Origin of the sequence: Burkholderia stagnalis, assembly GCF_039848545.1 — a bacterium.
Lineage (GTDB): Bacteria > Pseudomonadota > Gammaproteobacteria > Burkholderiales > Burkholderiaceae > Burkholderia > Burkholderia stagnalis.
The window spans coordinates 2,607,101-2,626,732 of the sequence record NZ_CP156686.1 but is presented as its reverse complement, the minus strand read 5'-3'; the positions used below and the strand labels follow the sequence as shown (position 1 = coordinate 2,626,732).

Here is a 19,632-nt window from a genome sequence, read left to right as displayed (position 1 = left end):
GCTCCGGTGAATGCGTGAGGGAAAGGAATCAGGCGGCCAGCGGCGCGCCGAGGAAATCGCCGAACGCCGCGTAGAAGCCCGCCGCGTTGTCCCACGGGATCATGTGGCCGGCGTCCGGCACGCGCACGTGCCGCATCGACGGCGTCGCGCGCTGCAGCTCGGCGACGTCGTCGTCGCGCACCACGTCGCCGCGCGCGGCGGTGATCAGCAGCGCGGGCACGTCGAGGCGCGCGGCATCCGCGTGGAAATCGTCGGTGTGAAAGCCGTCGTACGACGCGCGCACCGCGCGCTCGTCGCACGTGTGCAGCCACTCGGCGCGCAGCTGCCGTTCCGCGTCGGTCCAGGTCGGGCAGAACGCGCGCATGCCGTCGGCGTCGGTGCCCGCGCGGGCGAGCGCCATCGAGTCGATGTACCACGGCAGCTGGCCCGGATACGGGCGCCGGCCGGGGCCGGACACCGGCGGATCGACCAGCACGACCGAGGCGAGCCCGCGCGGGCCGCGCAGCGCGGCGCGCGCGGCGATCCGCGCGCCCATCGAATGGCCGACGAGGCTCACGCGCGACAGGCCGAGCGCGGCGACGAACGCCGCGACGTCGTCGGCCTGCGCGTCGAGGCCGTAGTCGAGGCCGGGCGACGCTTCCGACAGCCCGCGGCCGCGCACGTCGAGCACGTAGGTGTCGAACGCCGCGCCGAACACGTCGCCGACGAAGCCCCACGTGATCGCGGGGCTCGTGATGCCGGGAATCAGCACGATCGCGGCGCGCGCCGCGCGTGCGCCGCTCGCGCCGCCGTAGCGCAGGTAGTGCTGGCGGATGCCGTTCGCATGGACGTTCGCGCCGTACAGGAAGGTGGACATGAATGGGCTCCGTCGAAAGAGGGCGCGCTCAGTACGCGCCGGACAGCAGCGCGCCCGCGCCGGGCACGATCGGCTCGAGGTCGAGCTCGCGCAGCATCGCGTAGGTGGTGGCGATCGCCGCGGTGATCACCGGCTTGCCGGTCATCGCCTCGACCTTCGCGACCGCGGGCAGCGACGGCATCTGCACGCATGCGGACAGCACGATCGCATCGGCGTCCTGGTACGGCAGCGTCTTCACGATGTCGGGCAGGCGCGCGGGGTCGTGGCGGCCGACGTCGAGGTTGTCGGGAATCTCCAGCGCGCGATAGGCGAGCACCTCGTAGCCTTCATGGCGGATGTAGTCGACCACCAGCTCGGTCAGCGGCAGCATGTACGGCGCGACCACCACGATGCGTTTCGCGCCGATCACCTTCAGCGCGTCGACGAGCGCGCCCGCGCTCGTCAGCACCGGCGCCTGTGCGCCGTTGTCGGCGGTGTGCTGCGTCAGGCGCGCCTGCGACACGCGGTGATAGCCGTGGCCCATCGCCATGATCGCGACGAGGCACGCATAGCCGAGCACGTCGACGCGCGCGTCGCTCAGCTCGAGCGCGCAGCGGTCCGACTCGGCGTCCATCGCGGCCAGTTCCTCCTTGACGACCTTCTTCATCCGCATCCGGCTCGAGTGATACGTGAAGCGCTCGGGGCGGATCGTCTCGCGCAACCGCAGCATCGCGGGAATCTCGGTTTCCATCGTCGTGTTGGAACTCGGCACGATCTGGCCGATGCGGTAGGTCTTGCTCATGGCGGAAGGCTCCGTGGCGGGTAAGGGTGGGCGAGCGCACTCGGGTTCGAACAAAGTCTAGCGTGTACATTTGAAAACTACAACGTGTCAAAAGCCGGGTGGTGTTCTTTAATGGTTGCTAGAAGCGGTGAATATGAAGTTTTATAGGTGTTTCCCCGTATGGGTCGGTGCAAGCAAACAATCTCCTTGTTTGAATAATTATGAGTGTGTACGCTACATCTACACGTAATCGGCCCGCTCGATGACCTTCGACATGGCGGGCTCACGATCAGGAGATCCGCATGAGCACACCCCGCATCGCAATCATCGGCGCCGGCCTCGGCGGCACGGCCGCCGCCGGCCTGCTGCAGCGCCGCGGCTACGACGTCGCGCTGTACGAGCAGGCGCCGGCGTTCTCGCGCCTCGGCGCGGGCATCCATCTCGGCCCGAACGTGATGAAGATCATGCGGCGCATCGGCTGCGAGGACGCGCTGAACCGCATGGGTTCGCACCCGGATTGCTGGACCAGCCGCGACGGGCGGACGGCCGACGTGATCGCGCGGATTCCGCTCGGCGACCATGCGCTGAAGGCCTACGGCGCGAGCTACCTGACCGTGCATCGCGGCGATTTCCATGCGCTGATGACGCAGGCCGTCACGCCCGGCACGATCCGATTCGGCAAGCGCGTGGCGAGCGTCGACGACACCGGCGACGCGGTGCGCCTGACCTTCTCGGACGGCAGCGTCGAGACCGCGGACATCGTGATCGGCGCCGACGGCGTGAATTCGCGGATCCGCGAGCACCTGCTCGGCGCGGAACCGCCGCGCTATACGGGGTATGTCGCGCACCGCGCGGTGTTCCCCGCGTCGCTGCTCGGCAACAAGCCGTACGACATGTGCGTGAAGTGGTGGTCGGAGGATCGCCACATGATGGTGTACTACGTGACGGAGAAGCGCGACGAGTACTACTACGTGACCGGCGTGCCGCAGGCCGAGTGGCCGGAAGGCGTGTCGATGGTCGACAGCAGCCGCGACGAGATGCGCGAGGCGTTCGCCGGCTTTCATCCGGATATCCAGCACCTGATCGACGTGTCGCCGTCGATCACCAGGTGGCCGCTGCTCGAGCGCGACCCGCTGCCGCTGTGGAGCCGCGGCCGCCTCGTGCTGCTCGGCGACGCGTGCCATCCGATGAAGCCGCACATGGCGCAGGGCGCGGCGATGGCGATCGAAGATGCCGCGATGCTCGCGCGCTGCCTCGACGAGGTCGGCGTGCGCGACTACCCGGCCGCGTTCGCGCTGTACGAGGCGAACCGCGCGGCGCGCGCGTCGAAGGTGCAGCGCGTGTCGCACGACAATACGTGGCTGCGCACGAACGAAGACCCGGCGTGGGTGTTCGGGTACGATGTGTTCGACGTCCCGCTCGTGTCGCCGTCGCCCGACAAGGTGGCGGCGGCCACCTGATGCGCGCGGCCCGGCCCCGGCGCGATCCCTGCCTGCGCGGCGGTCTCGCGCAAGGCCGGGCGCCGGCGCCGGCACGGCGTGCCGCAAGGTCCCCAGGCCCGTTTTCCGGATCAGCCCATGTCGCATTCCACTACCGTCGCGCGACCGCTCGCGCTCTGCGTCAATGGCGTGCCGCGCGCGGTCGACGCGGCCGAGCCCGATACGCCGCTGCTCTACGTGCTGCGCAACGATTTCGCGCTGAACGGCCCGAAGTACGGCTGCGGGCTCGGCCAGTGCGGCGCCTGCACGGTGCTGATCGACGGGCAGGCGACGCGCGCGTGCGTGGTGCCCGTCGCCGCGGCGGCCGGGCGGGCGGTCACGACGCTCGAAGGGCTCGGCTCGCTCGACGCGCCGCACCCGATCCAGCGCGCGTTCATCGACGAACAGGCGGCGCAGTGCGGCTACTGCCTGAACGGAATGATCATGAGCACGAAGGCGCTGCTCGATCGCAACCCGTCACCCGACGACGCCGCGATTCGCGACGCGCTGCGCTTCAATTTGTGCCGCTGCGGCACGCATCTCGAGATCATCCGCGCGGTGCATCGCGCCGCGCGATATCTGCGACAAGACGATGAACAGTGAACCGGCGACGCAGGCGCATGACGCGGACGGCGCGGACGGGGCGCATGCCGGCGGCGATGCGCTCCGCTACCGGCACACGCAATATCGATGGCCGACCGACGATCCGGCCGCGCACGCGGCGCTCGACGTCGAAACCCGCACTGCCTTCGACGGCCGCATGACGACATGGCGCTATCGCGCGCAGCTCGACCGATCGTCGGACGAATCGCGCGCGGCGGCCGCCGCGAACCGCGCGGATGCGCCGGCGACGTTCGTCTATCGGCACGCGCACGCATCGGTCGAGATCGACGATGCGACGTGCGCGATTCCGCCGCAGGCGCACGTGTTCGCGCGCGAGTCGTGCATCGACGAGCTGGCCGGCGACCTCGGGCGTGATCCGGTCGCGCTGCGGCTTCAGCATCTCGACCCGCGCGCCGATGCCGGGCCGCGCGAAGTCATCCGCATGGTCGCGGAGCGGGCGGCGTGGGGCGCGCCGGCCGGATCGGCGAACGAACGGCCGTCGTCCTGGCTTCGCGGGCGCGGCTTTGCCTTCGACGGCGCGGTGGCGGCGATTGGGGGGCGGGACGCCGGGCGGAGCGGATCAGCGGGCGGCGACGATGGCGGATCGGCGGCCAGCAGCGCGACGGCCGACGAACAGGCGAGCTGGACCGCGTGGGTCGTCGACCTGGACGTCGACCGCTCGACCGGCGACGTCGTCGTGCGGCGCGTCGTGGCGGGGCAGGGCTCGGGGCAGCCGGGTGGCGCGACGCTGACGGGATTGCCCGCGTCGCAGATCGAGGCGGCGATCTCGCGCGTGATGGGCGCACGTCTGTCCGCCCGACCGGCTCATGACGAGACGGACGGGCACGCGCGAGCGGCCATTTCGCACGAGCTCGTGGCGCTGCGCGGCAGCGCGGCCGATGCGCCTGCGCCTGCGCTGTCGGCGCGGGACGCGCAGCGCATCGACGAGGCCGCCGCGCCTGCGGCGGCGGCGATCGCGAATGCGTTGTACGACGCGACCGGCGTCCGGTTTCGCGCGCCGCCGTTCGATCTCGAACGCATTCGCGCCGCGCTGACGCGCGCCGTGCCGGTCGACGCGCCCGCGCGCGCATCGTCGAAGTCGGCCCGGCAGGCCGCGACGCCGCGCTGGCGTCGCTGGCTCGCGGGCGGCGGCGTGGCCGGCGGGCTGATCGGCCTCGCGTGCGCGCTGCTGCCCGGCCCCGCACCGATCGCGCCGGTGGTGGCGGGCGGCGCGGACGGCGCGATGTGGAGCGCGGCGACGCTCGAGCGCGGCCGGCAGATCGCGCTCGCCGGCGATTGTGCGGTATGCCATACCGCGCCGGGCGGCCGGGTCAATGCGGGCGGGCTCGCGCTCGATACGCCGTTCGGCACGATCTACACGACGAACATCACGCCCGATCCGGAAACCGGCATCGGCGCGTGGACGTATTCCGCCTTCGCGCGGGCGATGCGCGAAGGCATCGCCCGCGACGGCACGCATCTGTACCCGGCATTCCCGTATACGGCGTTCGCGCGCATGAGCGAAGCGGACATGCTCGCGTTGTATGCGTACCTGATGTCGCAGCCGGCCGTGAAGCATGTGCCGCCGAAGACGAAGCTGCCGTTCCCGCTCGACCGGCGCCGGCTCGTCGCCGGCTGGAACTGGCTGTTCCACGACGCGCAGCCGTTCGCGCCGGCGCCGGATCGCTCGGCGCTCTGGAATCGCGGCAAATACCTCGTCGACGGCGCCGGCCATTGCGGCGCGTGCCACACGCCGCGCAACGCGCTCGGCGCCGAGAAGGGCGGGCTCGCGTATCTGTCGGGCGGCGTCGCGGAAGGGTGGGCGGCCCCGTCGCTGGTCGCGTCGAAAGCGTCGCCCGTGCCGTGGACCGAAGGCGCGCTGTACGACTATCTGCGCACCGGCTTTTCGGCGCAGCACGGCGTTGCCGCGGGGCCGATGGCGCCGGTCGTCGCCGGGCTGGCGGCGCTCCCCGAGTCGGACGTGCGCGCGATCGCGCACTACATCGCATCGCTGTCGCCGCACGCCGATGCCGCGGCCGTCGCCGATGCGGCCGCCCGGCAGGCGCGCGGCGCGGAAGCGGCCGCGACGCTCGGCCTCGAAAACGGCCGCCGCGCGTTCGACACGGCCTGCGCGGTGTGCCATGCGGCGTCGGGCGGCGTCGGCCATTTCGGCGTGCGCCCGCTGATGGGGCTGAATACGAGCGTGAGCCAGGACGCGCCGGACAATCTGCTGCGCGTGCTGCACAACGGCATCGATCATCCGGCAACCGCCGGCCTCGGCTACATGCCGGGTTTCGGCGATGCGTTCGACGACCGGCAAATGGCCGAGCTGGCCGCGTACATCCGCGCGCGCTACGCGTCGGGGCAGCCGGCCTGGCGGGATCTGGAGGCGGCGTCGGCGCGGATTCGGCGGGAGCATCGTTGAGATTCGCCTGGTGCAGGCGTGCTTTCACGATCCTGGCGGCGGGCCACTGTACAAATGTCCATGATGTGGTTATTGTATTGCCAAAATACAATCGTATGACTCGATTGCCACCGCCTGAGACTGCCCTGCATGGACGATGTCGACCAAAAGCTCCTGTCGCATCTGCGCGTGAACGCTCGCGCGACCGTGGCATTTCTTGCGCACCGGCTCGGCGTCGCGCGCGCCACGGTGACCAACCGTATCGCCAGGCTTGAAAAGGCGGGCGTGATCGTCGGGTACACGGTACGCGTCAGGCCGGAGCATAGCGTTGCCGAGATTGCCGCGTGGATGAGCATCGTCGTGGAAGGAAACAGGACGCGCGAAGTCGTCGCCGCGTTGCGAGGGGAGCCAAGCGTGGCTTCGCTTCACGATACCAACGGGCGATGGGACCTGCTGGCGGAGCTGCGCGCCCCGACCTTGGCCGAGCTGGCCACATCACTCGAGCGGGTTCGCCTCATCAAGGGAATCATGGCCTCGGAAACGAGCATTCATCTGCAGAGCTACAAGGTGTAGCGAAGCGGCGACCGGGAATCCACCTTGAGAGGCGCCATGAGAATTGCCGTACTCGACGACGATCCGGCGGAGATCGACTTCGTCGGCAAGGCATTGCAGGCCGAGGGCCATACGTGCTACGCCTTCAACGAAGGCAAGGTGCTGAAGAAGCACCTGCAGCGCGAAACGTTCGATCTCCTGGTGCTCGACTGGAACGTACCCGACATGTCCGGCGTGGAGATCCTGAAGTGGGTGCGCGATCGTCAGATCGAGCATCGCGTGCCGATCCTGTTCCTGACGGTTCGCAGCGACGAGGCCGGCATCACGCGCATCCTCGACGCCGGCGCGGACGATTACATCGTCAAACCGGTGTCCGGCCCCATGCTGCGTGCCCGCGTCGGCTCGCTCCTGCGCCGCGCATATCCGGCCGACGCCGAGGAGGCGGTACGCGAGTTCGATCGGTTCCGCTTCGACACCACCGTGAAGCAGGCCTACTTCGACAGCAAGCCGGTGAGTCTCACGCGCAAGGAATTCGATCTCGCGCTGTTGCTGTTCCAGCATATCGACCGGCCGCTGTCGCGCGCGTACATTGCCGATGCGATCTGGAAGCAGATCGCCGACATTCCGTCGCGCACGATGGATACGCACGTTTCGATGCTGCGCCTGAAGCTCTGCCTGCGGCCGGAGAACGGCTACCGCCTGTCGCCGATCTACGGCTACGGCTATCGACTCGAACGTCTCGAGCGGAGCGACCCGTGACGACGCGGGCGGGCGCTGCCCGCGGGCGCGCAGTTCCGGCCTGATTGCAAACGACGCCTTCGTTTACGTCACGGTGCTGGCCAGTTCGAGGTGCTTGCGCATCAATTCCGCCGCACCCTCCCGATCGCCTGCCTCGAGTGCCGCCAGGATGCCCAGGTGCTCCAGGCAACTGATCTCCACACGCTTCGGCCCGTAGGCCCAATCGTAGTTCGCGAGGCGCCTGAGCCGGTTCAGGCGCCGGATGGCGTCGACGAAGAAGCGGTTTCCGGATGCCAGCGCCAGCCCTTCATGGAACGCGGCGTTGGTCTCGAAGAACGCCACGCTCAGGCTGTCCTCCCACGGGCGGGTGAGGAACGCCGAGTGCTGGCGGCGCATTTGCGCGGCCCAGTCGGGCGGAAGCGAAAACTCCGGCTGCAGGATCGCCGCCGGCTCGATCGACAGACGATAGCGATAGCACTCGATGCGCGCCTCGCCATACCAGTCCAGATTCGTGAACGTCCATCGATAGCCGACGCGACGCTCGACCAGCCCGAGATCCGCCAGGCGCACGAGCGCCTGCTTGATGGTCGCCCGGCTTTCTCCGTAGAACTCCATCAGGTCCTTCTCGGACACCTCGTCGGGCAGCGCGCTGCGCTGGCGATCGTGGGCGATCCTGGCGAGCAGCGCATCCTCGTCCGTTGCGCCGACGGGCTCGTTCGACACCGGAGGGGCCGCCAGAAGCTCGACCCCCCTGTTCTTCCTGCGCTGCACGAATCCCTGCTTCTCGAGCTGATCCAGCGCGGCGCGGATCGGCGTGCGCGACACGCCGAGGTGCTCCGCCAGCCTCTGCTCGTTCAGCCGGTCGCCGACCTGCAGCGCTTCATCTCGAATCCATTGGGCGATGCGATCCCCCAGATCAACGCGGGCGCGCACGGTTGCCGATTCACTTTGCATATCCATTTATTTTTTTGTGTTCACAAAATACATTCTAGCCTAAACTGCGACGTACCTCATTTGACAACGAAAGCCCGACCATGGACAACCTTCCAGCCCAACGGCAGCAGTCGATCCCGCCCCACACCCCGCTCGTCGAAGTCAGCGGCGCGCCGCGCGAGCGCGGCCGCCAGTATGGGGAGCAGGCGGCCGGTCGCATCCGGCGCGGCGTCGAGCACTACGCGCGTCAGCTCGAGCAGGAAAGGCTGAGCGCGTTGCAGCTTCGCGAAATCGTGGCGCGGTTCGAGCCGACGATCGCATCGTTCGAGCCGCGCTACATCGAGGAGATGAAGGGCATCGCCGAGGGCGCCGGGGTCGGCTATGACATGGTCGTCATGCTGAACGCGCGAACCGAGGTCCTGAAGCTGGCGGACAGGATGCGAAACGCCGAACCCGTGCCGATCGATCCGGACGGCTGCACCGGCATCGTCGCGCTGCCGGCGGCGAGTGCGTCGGGACGCGTGATCCACGCGCAAAACTGGGACTGGAAGGCCGAGTGCGCGGAATCATCCGTTGTCCTGAAGGTGAAGCGGGACGATGGCCCCGATTTCCTCACATTCACCGAGGCAGGTGCGCTGGCGCGCTCGGGCATGAACGCCGCGGGCATCTCGATCACCGCGAACTACCTCGAATGCGAGCGCGACTACCGCAACCTCGGCGTGCCGCTTGCGTTGATTCGCCGGAAGGTGCTGGAGCAGCAGCGCTTCGCGTTCGCGATGCAGGCGGTTTACGCGACGCCGAAATCCGCGGCAAACAACATGATGGTCGCGCATGCGAACGGCGTCGCGATCGATTTCGAATGCGCGCCGGACGAAACCTTCCTGATCCACCCGAAGCGGGGCGTGATCGTCCACGCCAACCATTTCCAGAGCCCGGTCGCGCTGTCGAAATTGTGCGACAGGGGCATCGCCACGATGCCCGACTCGCTGTATCGGGACGAGCGCGTCTGGCAGATGGTCGAGCCTCATATCGGCGAGGTGACGCCGGAGATCGTCAAGGCGGCGCTGTTCGACGATTTCGAGGCGCCCTGGTCCGTGTGCCGGCCGCCGCGCCCGAACGAACGCAACAACCTGTCGGCGACGGTCGCGATGATCGTGATGCAGCCCGACCTCGGCATCATGGAGGTGTCGACGCTGCCCGCCGTCAATCCCGTTTTCCAGGCTTACAGCCTCGAGATGGCCGTCGCGCGGCCCAGGTCCGTGCCCGCATCCGTCGCGCTCAGGCGCATGGCAATCGCATAACGACACGGAGGAGACATGAGCACCACGAAAACAATCGCCAGATCGATCGGCGCCGCATTGACGTCGCTGCTGCTGGCCGTCGCCGGCACGCCTGCATCGGCGCAGCAGTCGCAAGGCACGTTGCGCATCCGCCTGAACGCCGACGTTCGCTCGCTGGACCCGGGCGTCAATCGGGACGGCAACAGCGACGCGGTCGTCTCCCATATCCTGGAGGGGCTCGTCGCGTTCCGCGAGGATACGTCCGTCGGCCTGCTCCTCGCAAAAGCGCTGACGGTCTCGCCCGACGGCCTGACGTATACGTTTACGCTGCGCCCGGGCGTGAAATTCCAGAACGGTTCGCCGCTGACTTCGGCGGATGTGACGTTCGCGTGGAATCGCTACATGAACCCGGGCACCAACTGGCGCTGCCGGCCCGAATTCGATGGGCAGGGCGTCGCCAAGGTCGTGAATGTCTCGGCGCCCGATCCGTCGACCGTCGTCTTCACCCTCGACCGCCCGAATGCGATCTTTCTGGAAACGATGGCGCGCACGGACTGCGGCGGCACCGGCATCTATCATCGCAGCTCGCTCGACGCGAACGGCGCGTGGCGCGAGCCCGTCGGCACCGGGCCGTTCAAGGTGTCGGAATGGAAGCGCGGCCAGTACGTCGAGCTTGCGCGCAACCCCCTGTACTCCGCGCTGCCGGGCAAGCGCGACGGGAATACCGGAAACAAATCGGCGGAGGTCGCGAAGGTTCGCTTCGTCGTGATTCCCGACGCGGCGGCGGCAAAGGCGGCGCTGCTTTCCGATGCGGTCGACGTCGTGTCCGATGTGGACGACGGCGATGTTCCGGATTACAAGGGACGCGCCGATCTCGCGGTGGCCAGCGTGCCTTCGATGGCGGTCACCGCCATGCTGTTCCAGACGCGGGATCCGCTGCTGAAGGATGCGCGCATCCGGCGTGCGTTCGCGTTGGCGCTCGACCTGCCGCAGATCGTCCGGACCGTCACGAACGGCACGTCGAAGGCCAGCCGGTCTCCCATTCCCGAGCCGAGCGTGTACTACAGCAAGGTACAACGCACCGTCCCGGCGCGAGATGTCGCCGCGGCGAGAAAATTGCTCACGGAAGCCGGGTATCGCGGCCAGCCCATCAAGCTGCTGACGACGAAGCGCTACAACTACCTGTTCGACGTCGCCGTCCTCGCGCAAGCGATGGCTGCCGAAGCCGGCATTCGAATCGACGTCGAGGTGCTCGACTGGGCCACGCTGCTCGACAAGTACAACCGCGGCGATTACCAGGCCATGACGTTCACGTACTCGGCGCGGCTCGATCCGTCGCTTTCGTTCGACGCGTTCGTCGGCGCCAAGGACAAGCAGTCCCGCAAGGTCTGGGATGACCCTGACGCCATCCGCATGGTCACGCGTTCCATGGAGTCGTCGGACAAGGGCAAGCGGCAAGCGCTGTTCGACCAGCTGGAGCTGAAGCTCCTCGACGAGACCCCGGCCGTCTTTCTCTATTCGGAAACCCGAACCAGCGCGGTGCGCAAGAACGTGCGGGGATTCAAGGGCTGGCCCCTCGGCCAGCCGCGCGGCTGGGGCGTTTCCCTGACCGGGCAGGCGATCTCCAGCGCGGAGAAATAAGGAGCACGTATCATGCGACACGCATTCCTTCCGTATCTGCTGCGGCGCATACTCTGGACCATCCCGACGCTGCTGGTCGTCGCGACGTTCGTGTTCGCGCTGATGCGGCTGATTCCCGGCGATCCCGTGCAACTGATGCTGGGCGACGCCGGAACGCCGGCGCAAGTCGCGCAGCTGCGCACGCATCTGGGCCTCGACAAGCCGATGGTTACGCAGCTTGCCGTGTGGATCGCCCATCTGCTGCACGGCGACTTCGGCCATTCGATCACGACGGGCCAGCCGGTGCTGCCGTTGCTGCTCGAACGCTTCCAGGTGAGTGCGACGATCGTGCTCGTGGCGGTCGCGATCGCGGCCGTCATCGCGGTGCCCGCCGGTCTCGTCGCCGCGTGGAAGCAGAACTCGATCACCGATACCGCCGTCGTCGCGGGCGCCACGTTCTTTCTGTCCGTCCCGAGCTTCTGGCTCGGCCTGGTGCTCCTGCTGTTCGTCGGCCTGAAGCTCGGGTGGGTGCCGGTGGTCGGCTACGTGACGTTCAGCGAGAACTGGCGATCCGCATTGACCTATCTGGTGCTCCCGATCGTCACGCTGGCACTCGTCGAGACCGGCGTGCTGACCCGCATGTCGCGCGCCAGCGCCATCGAGGTGCTGCGCCTCGAATACGTCACGCACGCGCGCGCCAAGGGTTTGCCGGAGCGAAAAGTGCTGCTTCGCCATGTGCTGCCCAATGCGTTCGCGCCGACCTGGACGATGATCGGCCTCGTGCTCGGCCACCTGCTGGGCGGCATCGCGGTGCTGGAGACCGTGTTCACGCTGCCGGGCCTGGGAAGGCTGCTCGTCGACGCGATCTTCGCTCGCGACTATCCGGTGGTGCAGGGCTGCCTGGTGTTTACCGCCGCCGTCTACGTGTTCGTCAACCTGTTCGTCGATCTGCTCTATCCGCTCTTCGACCCGCGAGTGTCGGCATCATGAAAATCCGAAACAATGCACTTTTGGGCGGCGCAATCGTGGTCGCGGTGGCCGCGATGGGCATGCTGTCCACGGTATGGACACCGTACGATCCGCTCGCGCTGAGCCTGGGCGAGCGTTTTCGCGCGCCTTCCGCGGTTCATCTGCTGGGCACGGACGAATTCGGCCGCGACATCTTCTCCCGGATCCTGTCCGGCGCCGGCGCGAGCCTGCTGGTCGCGTGCCTGACGGTGCTGATGGCGATCACGATCGGCACGCTGCTCGGGTTGACCGCCGGATATTTTCGCGGGCTGGTCGATCGCGTCATGATGGTCGCGAACGATGCGCTGCTCGCGTTTCCCGGCATTCTCCTGGCGCTGGGGATCAGCGTCGTCGCCGGCGCGAACAAGTACGGGATCGTGCTGGCGCTCGGGCTGGCCTACGCCCCCACGACCGTGCGCCTCGTGAGGGGCACGGTGATGTCGCTGCGGGAAAAGGAGTACATCGAGGCGTCGCGCGTCATCGGAAACAGCGAGCTGACGACGATGCTGAAGCACGTGCTGCCGAACTGCGCGGCGCCGCTGATGGTGCTGGCGACGTCGATGTTCGGCTGGGTGATCCTCGCCGAAAGCGCGATGAGCTTTCTGGGTCTCGGCGTGCCGCCCCCCGCTCCCACCTGGGGGAACATGCTCTCGTCCGGCCGGCCCTTCATCGAATCGGCGCCGTGGCTCGGGATGGCGCCGGGCCTGTGCATCGCGCTGACGCTGCTCGGCATCAATCTGCTGGGCGACGCGCTGCGCGACTGGCTCGACCCCCGGATGGAGTGAGCATGAACCTTCGAATCCTCTCACCACGCGCGCCGCGGCACGATATCGGCGGCGCCAGCACATCGGGCGACGACATGAATCGAGCGACGGCCGCCAGCCCCGTGCTGTCCGTGCACGACCTGACGCTCGAGAGCCTGCGCGGCGCAAGCATTCTCAATGGCCTGACGTTCGACATGGCCGCCGGCGAAATCCTCGCGCTGGTCGGCGAATCCGGCAGCGGCAAGACGATGGCGGGCCGGGCCATCCTGCGCCTGCTGCCGTCGCAGGTCGTGCAGACCGGCGGCACCATCGTGCTCGACGGGCATGACGTCGGCAGCCTGTCGCCGTCGGACATGCACCGCGTGCGCGGCAGCGTGGCCGGGATGGTGTTCCAGGAGCCGATGGTGTCCTTGAACCCGGCCATGACGGTGGGCGCGCAGATGTCGGAAGGGCTGATGCTGCACGAAAAGATCACCGCGGACGACGCGCGCGGCAGGATCGTCGAAATGCTTCGCCGGGTGCAGATTCGCGAGCCGGAAAACTGTCTCTCGTCGTATCCGCACGCCTTTTCCGGTGGCATGAGGCAGCGCATCATGCTCGCGTCGGTGATGCTGCTCAAGCCGAAGCTGTTGATCGCGGACGAGCCGACCACCGCGCTGGACGCGTTGAGCCAGAAAGAGGTGATGGAGCTGATGGTCGATCTCGCCCGCACCTCCGGCACCGCCGTGCTGCTCGTGACGCACGATCTCCAACTCGTCGCGCACTATGCCGATTCGGTGGTCGTCCTGAAGCGGGGCGACCAGATCGAGTCCGGCGCCGCGCGCGACGTCCTTGGCCATCCGGCGAGCGAGTACACGCGGAGCCTGATCGACGCGCTCCCGAAGCGAGACGAAAACAGGGCGCCGGTTCGGGACGCGCCGACGCTGATCGAGGCGCGCGACGTATCGGTTTCGTACGGCGGCCGCCGGGGCCTGTTTTCCCGGGGCGCGGGGAAGCTCGCGGTGAACCGGGCGACGATTTCGATCCGCGCCGGCGAGGTCGTGGCGGTCGTGGGCGGTTCGGGGTCCGGAAAGACTACGCTCGGCCGCGCCTTGATCGGGCTCCTGCCGCTGACGGACGGCGCGGTCTACTTCCGGGGCCGGCCGTTGACCGACAGCGATCGGAACACCCGGCGGGCGTTCCGCCTCGCGTGCCAGATGGTATTTCAGGATCCGTACTCGTCGCTGGACCCGCGTCAGAAGATCCGCGACATCGTCGCCGAGCCGCTGAATCACCAGGACGGGCTGACGTCGGCCGAGCGGCGGCGATGGGTGGACGACATGCTGCGCGAGGTCGGACTGGAAATGCTCGGCGACAGGTTTCCGCACGCGCTGTCGGGCGGGCAGCGCCAACGGGTTGCGATCGCGCGGGCGCTGATACGGCGGCCCGCACTGGTGGTTGCCGACGAGCCGGTGTCCGCCCTCGACATGACGATTCAGAAGCAAGTCCTGTCGCTGTTCAGGCGGCTGCAGGCGCAATACGGCTTCGCGTGCTTCTTCGTCTCGCATAACCTGGCGGCCGTTTCCGAAATCGCGGACCGGATCGTCGTGATGCACCAGGGCTGCATCATCGAAGAGGGCACGGTTTCAGACATCTTCGATCGGCCGCGCGAGGCGTATACCCGGCAGTTGCTGGAGGCGGCCTATGTCGCGCCGGGGCAGCTGTCGCCGCTGTCGCGCAGCCGAACCGGCGCTGCGACGCAACGCGCGGCGGGCGCGTAGCGCCGGCAGGCCGCTGCGGCGCGCCTGGCTTCGGCATGCGTATCAGGCGTTGAGAAACAAGCACGAGCAAACGAAAGGAGTCAGACGGCAATCTTTACTTCGCAATCCAAATAAATGTGAAAACCCGGAGATCTTTTACGTGAAAAAATTCATCATTGTTCTTGCATCATCGAGCGCCATCTCGGGAGTGGCTCAGGCTCAAAGCAGCGTCACGCTGTACGGCATCGTGGACGCGGGCATCCTGTACACGAGCAACGTCAAGACCGCCGGCGGCGGCAAGGCGCTCTGGCAGCTGGCAAGCGGCAACGAGTCCGGCTCGCGCTGGGGCCTGACCGGCACCGAGGACCTGGGCGGCGGCCTGAAGGCGGTCTTCAAGCTTGAGAACGGTTTCAACGTCAACAGCGGCACGCTCGGCCAGGGCGGCCGGGAATTCGGTCGTCAGGCGTACGTGGGATTGGCGGGCGACCGCTTCGGCACGTTCACGATGGGCCGCCAGTACAACGCCATTCAGGACTTCGTTTCCCGGCAGGGCGTGGCGTCGATATTGGCCCAGTTCGCGACGCATCCGCTCGACAACGACAACCTGAACAACACGTATCGCACCGACAACTCGGTGAAGTACGCGACGCCCGTCATCGCCGGTTTCCAGGCGGAGGCGACGTACGGCTTCTCGAATTCGACCGGCTTCGCGAACAATCGCGCGTTCAGCGTCGGCGCGACCTATATGAACGGCCCGCTGAACCTCGGGGCAGGGTATGCGCGCGCGCAGCAGCCGGGCACGATCGGCGGTGCGATCGTCGGCAATCCGTCGTCGAGCACGCCGTCGAACCCGCTGCTGGGCGCATCGCGCGTCGATCAGTGGGGCGCGGGCGGCACGTATGCGTTCGGCCCGCTGACCGTCGGCCTGCTGTACTCGGGGGCGCTGTACGTCAACGCGAACACCGCGCTGACGGCGCCGCGCGGCACGATTCATTTCCAGAATTATGAAGGCAGCGTTCGCTACCAGGTCACGCCGGCCCTGTTCCTTGCGCTGGGCGAGACCTACACGAACGTGCATCAGTCGGGCGCGTCGGGGCACTACCTGCAAACGAGCGGCGGCGCGCAATACCTGCTGTCGAAGCGCACGGACGTCTATCTGAATGCCTTCTACCAGAAGACGTCGAGAAACCTCAACGCGGCGATCGACGCCGCCGGCGGCACGTCCAGCGGTACGTCGCAAACGGCGGTGGTGCTCGGCATGCGTCACAAGTTCTGAGCATCCCGGCAGCGGGTTTCGTCCGGGCCTGCCCGGCGCCTCATCCGCCGCTAGTCGCCGAACATGGCCGCGATATCGCGTCCGGCCTGTTCGGCTTCTTCGATCAGCCAGTCGAGGAACTGTCGGGTGGCAGCGGAGTCCGCCACCGCCTGCTTCCGGCAAATGAAGTACGGGAACGGCATGGGCAGGGCGATCCTGAACGGCGCGACGAGATCGTGCCGCTTGATCGCCTCCATGGCAAGGAAGCCCCCTATGGCCGCGTCATCCACGCGATCCATCCGGCCCAGAGCCCGCAGGCGATCAGGGCGCCGATGTTCAGGTGCGTCTTGTAACGAACGATCAGGTCAAGCAGGGACGGTCGGTTTTTCATGTGTGTCTCCGTCATTCAGGGTTGCCGGCCGACTGGCCGGAAAACGATGGCGCCTTGACGTCGCAGGTCGCGGGCACCGCCAGGCCGCCGGCGAAATGCAGCGTGAGCGGCACCTTCGTGCCGGGCGTCACGGCCTGCCGCGGCTGTTCGAGCATCGCGTGATAGCTTTTCGGCTTGAACGTGAGCGACCCATGCGCCGGCACCTCGACCGATTCGACGTGAACCATCTTCGACGTGCTGCCGCTCGTCTGCGTTTCGTGCAGCATCGCCATGCCGAATGCGGGCGTGTCGATGCCGGTCAGCGCGATGGGCGCGTCGCCGTCGTTCTTCACCGTGAAATAGCCGGACGACGGCAGCGTCGGCGGCATCGCGCGAATCCAGCAGGCATCGACCTGCACGGCGCTCGCCGAGTGCGCCGCCGGGGCGTGAAGGGCCATCAATGCAAATGCCGAGCCGGCCAGAATGGAACGTTTCAACGTGGTTCTCCTCAGAACGCGTAACGCATGCCGGCGAAGACGCTGCGGCCTTCACCGGGGTAGAAAATCGCCGTGTTGCTCGCGGTGCGCGCGTTGGCGACGGTGCTGATGTCGCTGACGTAGCGCTTGTTCGCCAGGTTGCGCGCATCGACGAACAGCGACAGGCCGTTGCGGAAATCCATGCCGGCCTGCAGGCCGAGCAGCGTGTAGCCGGGCACGCGCAGCGTGTTCGCGTCGTCCGCCCATGCGCCCGACGGCACCCAGTCGACCGTGGCGGCGACGTGGAAACCGTTCGGGCGCGCATAGCCGAGCGCGGCGCGCAACACGTTGAGCGGCACGCCGGCGATGCGCTTGTTGCCGTATTGCGGATCGTCCTTGAAGCGGAAGTCGCTCAGGTTCCACAGCCCGGACACCGTGATCGCGTCGCCCGTGCCGCGCCCCATGACGTTGCGGAACAGATCGACCGACACGGCCGCCTCGATGCCCTGTAGCACGGTCTTGTTCGCATTGAACGTCGATGCGGGGACATCGGGGTTGGTCGTGTATTGCAGGAGCTGATCGCGGACGATCGAGCGATACGCGGTCAAATCCCAGCTCACGCGGTCGGTCTTGCCGCGCGTGCCGATCTCGAGCGTCCATGCATGCTGCGACCTGAGCGGCGTGAAGCGCGTGGTCGTCGCGAACGTCTGCGTGAGATCGCCGAAGTCGGGCACGTCCTGGCTGCGCGTGACGTCGATGAACGCCTGGACGTCGCGGCTCGGCTGCCACAGCAGGCCGAGTTTCGGATCGAGGCCGTTGTAGGTCGCGCTCGTCGACCGGTACGCCGGGTTGCCGGCCAGCCCGCCGTGATCGACGTATCGACGCACGTCGCGGAACGCCTTGAGGCCGGCCATCACCGCGACGGTCGGCAGGAAGAACAGGCGATCCTCGACGTAGGCCTCGTAGTTGTACGCGCTCTGCGTCGAATCGAGCGTCTGCCGGCCTTCATTGCCCGCGACGTTGACGTACTGGCGCGCCTTCGTATTGCCGCCGAAGAACCGCGCTCCCGCGATCACGTCGTTGCGCATGCCCGCGATGGTCGTCGTGCCCGTGTAGCGCGGCGCGAAGCCGTAGGTCCAGCCGTCCTGGTCGATCACCTGGAAGATCGGGTGGTAGAGGCTCTTGTGAATCGCCCACGTGTCGAAGTCGAGCCGGCCGTTGTCCAGCTTGACCGTCGTGCGGTTCGCGATCCGCTCGGTGCGCGTGTTGCGCGCCTGGTCGCCCGACACGGCGTTCGCGGCGGCCTTGGTCGGATCGTTCAGCGCGTCGGACAGCGACAGCGTGCCGGGCAGCTTCTGGTCGACGATGTAGGCGCCGACGTAGAAGCGTGTTTCGACGCGCGGGCTGAAGCGGTAGCCGACGTTCGCGTTGAACTGTTCGTACTGGCCGCGCGCATGCTGCCGGAAGCCGTCGCCGTGGTCGACGGTGAACGTGCCGATGAAGTCGAGCGGCCCCATCACGCGCGAGAACTGCGCGCTGCCGCGCACGGTGCCGTAGCTGCCGGCTTCGAGCCGCACGATGTTCGGCGCGATCGCCGTGCGGGCGGTGGGCGTCAGGAAATCGATCGCGCCGCCGAGCGTCGACGCCCCATACGCGAGGCCGTTGCCGCCCTTGTAGACTTCGGCCGATTGCAGCGCGAGCGGATCGATCTGGTAGTAGTCGCCGCTGCCGTCCGCGAGATTGGTCGGGATGCCGTCCTGCAGGATTTCGAGGCCGCGCGTGTGGTACGAGCGCGCGATGCCCGAGCCGCGAATCGACAGGCGCAGTTCCTGCCCGTAGCGCGTCTGGACGAATACGCCGGGCACATCCTTCAGCACGTCGCGCAGCGTGAATGCGTAGGTGTTCGTGAACGATTCGGCGTCGACGAAGCCGACCGAGCCGACGGTCTGCTCGAGCGTGCGCTTCTGCTCCGCGGTCGAGCGGGACGTCAAGGAACGCTCGGCGCTGCCGTAGACGTTCAGCGTCGGCAGGACGGTGTCTCCGTGCGCGTCGGCGGGCGCCGCCGACGATTGTGCGAACGCGTGGGTCGCGACGAGCGCGGCCACGCCGGTGAGCGCTCTGCGGCGCCTGGATGCGATATGCATGATGGTTTGTGTTGTTCGTTGAGCGGAAATGGACCGGCGCGGCGGACATGCGCGCCGATCCGGCGGCGCTATTTCGCGGTCTGCAGACGCACGAACGGCGCGGGGCTGTGCACGGCATGCCAGCTTTGTCCGTCGGCCGGGATGTCGGTCCACGCACGCCGGCCGTTCTCGCAGGTCTGGACGACCGGGAAATACAGCGTCTTGCCGGCGGCGGGCGGCAGCTTCATGACGAGGCCGAACGCGTCGTAGAGCGTGTCCGGCAGCGGCCCGCCCCGCCATTCGACGGCGGCGACGCGTTTGCTGATCGTCGTGCCGTGCTCGCCCTTGAGCGGCGGGTCGATCGGTTGCGTGTCGATATCGACCGACCAGCCGGGCTTCATCTGCGGCTTGACGGACGTCACGCCGTCCGGAATCGCGACGCGCAGCGCGACGGTGGGGGAGCCGTCACAGCCGTGCGGCACCTTCAACGATGTTTCGAAATACGTGCCCGCGGCGCCTTCGTTCGGCTGCGCGGTGATATGGGCGTGCGCGCCGGCGGCCAGCGTCATGCTGCACGCGAAAGGAATGAGCATGGCGCGAGCGCGCCCATGCCGATTGAAAATATGCATGTCGGTTTCCTGTTGGACGGGACGAGCGCCGCCCGTGAAAGGCG

The 19,632-nt window shown here is 67.6% G+C and carries 18 protein-coding genes; 11 read left to right on the top strand and 7 right to left on the bottom strand.

Going from position 1 to position 19,632, the window contains the following annotated elements:
- Positions 1-28: 28 nt before the first annotated feature.
- A complete protein-coding gene (locus tag ABFO07_RS28470; RefSeq protein WP_059810857.1) occupies positions 29-856 on the bottom strand; it encodes an alpha/beta fold hydrolase in 828 nt (275 codons plus the stop codon).
- Positions 857-884: 28 nt separating this feature from the next.
- Positions 885-1,637, bottom strand: a complete 753-nt coding sequence (locus tag ABFO07_RS28465) for a maleate cis-trans isomerase family protein (protein ID WP_059810858.1) — start codon at positions 1,635-1,637, stop codon at positions 885-887.
- A gap of 281 nt (positions 1,638-1,918) precedes the next feature.
- Between ABFO07_RS28465 and ABFO07_RS28460 the strand changes: the two genes are divergently transcribed.
- The 5 genes from ABFO07_RS28460 to ABFO07_RS28440 all read left to right on the top strand — a co-directional run bounded on the left by ABFO07_RS28460 (position 1,919) and on the right by ABFO07_RS28440 (position 7,412).
- Positions 1,919-3,076, top strand: coding sequence for an FAD-dependent monooxygenase (locus tag ABFO07_RS28460; protein WP_059564290.1), 1,158 nt, complete (start codon positions 1,919-1,921; stop codon positions 3,074-3,076).
- A gap of 117 nt (positions 3,077-3,193) precedes the next feature.
- Complete coding sequence (locus ABFO07_RS28455; protein WP_059564291.1) at positions 3,194-3,697, top strand: (2Fe-2S)-binding protein; 504 nt, start codon at positions 3,194-3,196, stop codon at positions 3,695-3,697.
- Positions 3,687-6,122, top strand: a complete 2,436-nt coding sequence (locus tag ABFO07_RS28450; RefSeq protein ID WP_347469040.1) for a cytochrome c — start codon at positions 3,687-3,689, stop codon at positions 6,120-6,122. Before ABFO07_RS28455 ends, ABFO07_RS28450 begins: the two co-directional genes overlap by 11 nt.
- Positions 6,123-6,251: 129 nt before the next feature.
- Positions 6,252-6,674 carry an Lrp/AsnC family transcriptional regulator gene (locus ABFO07_RS28445; RefSeq protein WP_059961567.1) on the top strand — a complete coding sequence of 141 codons (423 nt, stop codon included), beginning with the start codon at positions 6,252-6,254 and terminating at the stop codon, positions 6,672-6,674.
- Between the two features lie 36 nt (positions 6,675-6,710).
- The gene (locus ABFO07_RS28440; protein WP_060149546.1) at positions 6,711-7,412 is read left to right on the top strand and encodes a response regulator transcription factor; all 702 of its coding nucleotides are present in this window, start codon (positions 6,711-6,713) and stop codon (positions 7,410-7,412) included.
- A gap of 63 nt (positions 7,413-7,475) precedes the next feature.
- On the opposite strand, the gene ABFO07_RS28435 is transcribed toward ABFO07_RS28440, so the two are convergent.
- Entirely contained in the window at positions 7,476-8,351 is an 876-nt protein-coding gene (locus ABFO07_RS28435; RefSeq protein ID WP_059882460.1) for a GntR family transcriptional regulator, read from the bottom strand.
- A 74-nt stretch (positions 8,352-8,425) separates the two neighbouring features.
- On the opposite strand from ABFO07_RS28435, the gene ABFO07_RS28430 reads away from it, so the two are divergent.
- From ABFO07_RS28430 to ABFO07_RS28405, 6 genes are all read left to right on the top strand, one after another.
- The gene (locus ABFO07_RS28430; protein ID WP_060290313.1) at positions 8,426-9,625 is read left to right on the top strand and encodes a C45 family autoproteolytic acyltransferase/hydolase; all 1,200 of its coding nucleotides are present in this window, start codon (positions 8,426-8,428) and stop codon (positions 9,623-9,625) included.
- Positions 9,626-9,745: 120 nt separating this feature from the next.
- Positions 9,746-11,245: an ABC transporter substrate-binding protein gene (locus ABFO07_RS28425; protein WP_230943231.1), complete on the top strand. Its 1,500-nt coding sequence runs from the start codon at positions 9,746-9,748 to the stop codon at positions 11,243-11,245.
- A gap of 12 nt (positions 11,246-11,257) precedes the next feature.
- A complete protein-coding gene (locus tag ABFO07_RS28420) occupies positions 11,258-12,214 on the top strand; it encodes an ABC transporter permease (protein ID WP_059908280.1) in 957 nt (318 codons plus the stop codon).
- Positions 12,211-13,017 carry an ABC transporter permease gene (locus ABFO07_RS28415; RefSeq protein WP_059882455.1) on the top strand — a complete coding sequence of 269 codons (807 nt, stop codon included), beginning with the start codon at positions 12,211-12,213 and terminating at the stop codon, positions 13,015-13,017. Before ABFO07_RS28420 ends, ABFO07_RS28415 begins: the two co-directional genes overlap by 4 nt.
- Positions 13,018-13,091: 74 nt before the next feature.
- Positions 13,092-14,756 (top strand): ABC transporter ATP-binding protein, encoded by a 1,665-nt coding sequence (locus ABFO07_RS28410; protein WP_347469707.1) that lies wholly within the window; start codon positions 13,092-13,094, stop codon positions 14,754-14,756.
- A 187-nt stretch (positions 14,757-14,943) separates the two neighbouring features.
- Positions 14,944-16,011, top strand: coding sequence for a porin (locus tag ABFO07_RS28405; RefSeq protein WP_230959244.1), 1,068 nt, complete (start codon positions 14,944-14,946; stop codon positions 16,009-16,011).
- Positions 16,012-16,061: 50 nt separating this feature from the next.
- Here ABFO07_RS28405 and ABFO07_RS28400 read toward each other — a convergent pair whose 3' ends face one another.
- The 4 genes from ABFO07_RS28400 to ABFO07_RS28385 form a co-directional block, all read right to left on the bottom strand.
- The gene (locus tag ABFO07_RS28400) at positions 16,062-16,280 is read right to left on the bottom strand and encodes a hypothetical protein (RefSeq protein ID WP_081063178.1); all 219 of its coding nucleotides are present in this window, start codon (positions 16,278-16,280) and stop codon (positions 16,062-16,064) included.
- Between the two features lie 112 nt (positions 16,281-16,392).
- Positions 16,393-16,857: a copper chaperone PCu(A)C gene (locus ABFO07_RS28395; protein ID WP_347469037.1), complete on the bottom strand. Its 465-nt coding sequence runs from the start codon at positions 16,855-16,857 to the stop codon at positions 16,393-16,395.
- 11 nt (positions 16,858-16,868) lie between these two features.
- Positions 16,869-18,980, bottom strand: a complete 2,112-nt coding sequence (locus tag ABFO07_RS28390) for a TonB-dependent receptor family protein (RefSeq protein WP_347469035.1) — start codon at positions 18,978-18,980, stop codon at positions 16,869-16,871.
- Positions 18,981-19,048: 68 nt separating this feature from the next.
- A complete protein-coding gene (locus ABFO07_RS28385; protein ID WP_059992742.1) occupies positions 19,049-19,552 on the bottom strand; it encodes a YcnI family protein in 504 nt (167 codons plus the stop codon).
- Between the last annotated feature and the right edge of the window lie 80 nt (positions 19,553-19,632).

Coding starts and splice junctions, on each gene's coding strand:
- ABFO07_RS28465 (WP_059810858.1), bottom strand. CDS start 1,637: ATGAGCAAGACCTACCGCATCGGCCAGATCGTGCCGAGTTCCAACACG.
- ABFO07_RS28460 (WP_059564290.1), top strand. CDS start 1,919: ATGAGCACACCCCGCATCGCAATCATCGGCGCCGGCCTCGGCGGCACG.
- ABFO07_RS28440 (WP_060149546.1), top strand. CDS start 6,711: ATGAGAATTGCCGTACTCGACGACGATCCGGCGGAGATCGACTTCGTC.
- ABFO07_RS28420 (WP_059908280.1), top strand. CDS start 11,258: ATGCGACACGCATTCCTTCCGTATCTGCTGCGGCGCATACTCTGGACC.
- ABFO07_RS28450 (WP_347469040.1), top strand. CDS start 3,687: ATGAACAGTGAACCGGCGACGCAGGCGCATGACGCGGACGGCGCGGAC.
- ABFO07_RS28455 (WP_059564291.1), top strand. CDS start 3,194: ATGTCGCATTCCACTACCGTCGCGCGACCGCTCGCGCTCTGCGTCAAT.
- ABFO07_RS28435 (WP_059882460.1), bottom strand. CDS start 8,351: ATGGATATGCAAAGTGAATCGGCAACCGTGCGCGCCCGCGTTGATCTG.
- ABFO07_RS28390 (WP_347469035.1), bottom strand. CDS start 18,980: ATGCATATCGCATCCAGGCGCCGCAGAGCGCTCACCGGCGTGGCCGCG.
- ABFO07_RS28430 (WP_060290313.1), top strand. CDS start 8,426: ATGGACAACCTTCCAGCCCAACGGCAGCAGTCGATCCCGCCCCACACC.
- ABFO07_RS28385 (WP_059992742.1), bottom strand. CDS start 19,552: ATGCTCATTCCTTTCGCGTGCAGCATGACGCTGGCCGCCGGCGCGCAC.
- ABFO07_RS28470 (WP_059810857.1), bottom strand. CDS start 856: ATGTCCACCTTCCTGTACGGCGCGAACGTCCATGCGAACGGCATCCGC.
- ABFO07_RS28410 (WP_347469707.1), top strand. CDS start 13,092: ATGAATCGAGCGACGGCCGCCAGCCCCGTGCTGTCCGTGCACGACCTG.
- ABFO07_RS28445 (WP_059961567.1), top strand. CDS start 6,252: ATGGACGATGTCGACCAAAAGCTCCTGTCGCATCTGCGCGTGAACGCT.
- ABFO07_RS28415 (WP_059882455.1), top strand. CDS start 12,211: ATGAAAATCCGAAACAATGCACTTTTGGGCGGCGCAATCGTGGTCGCG.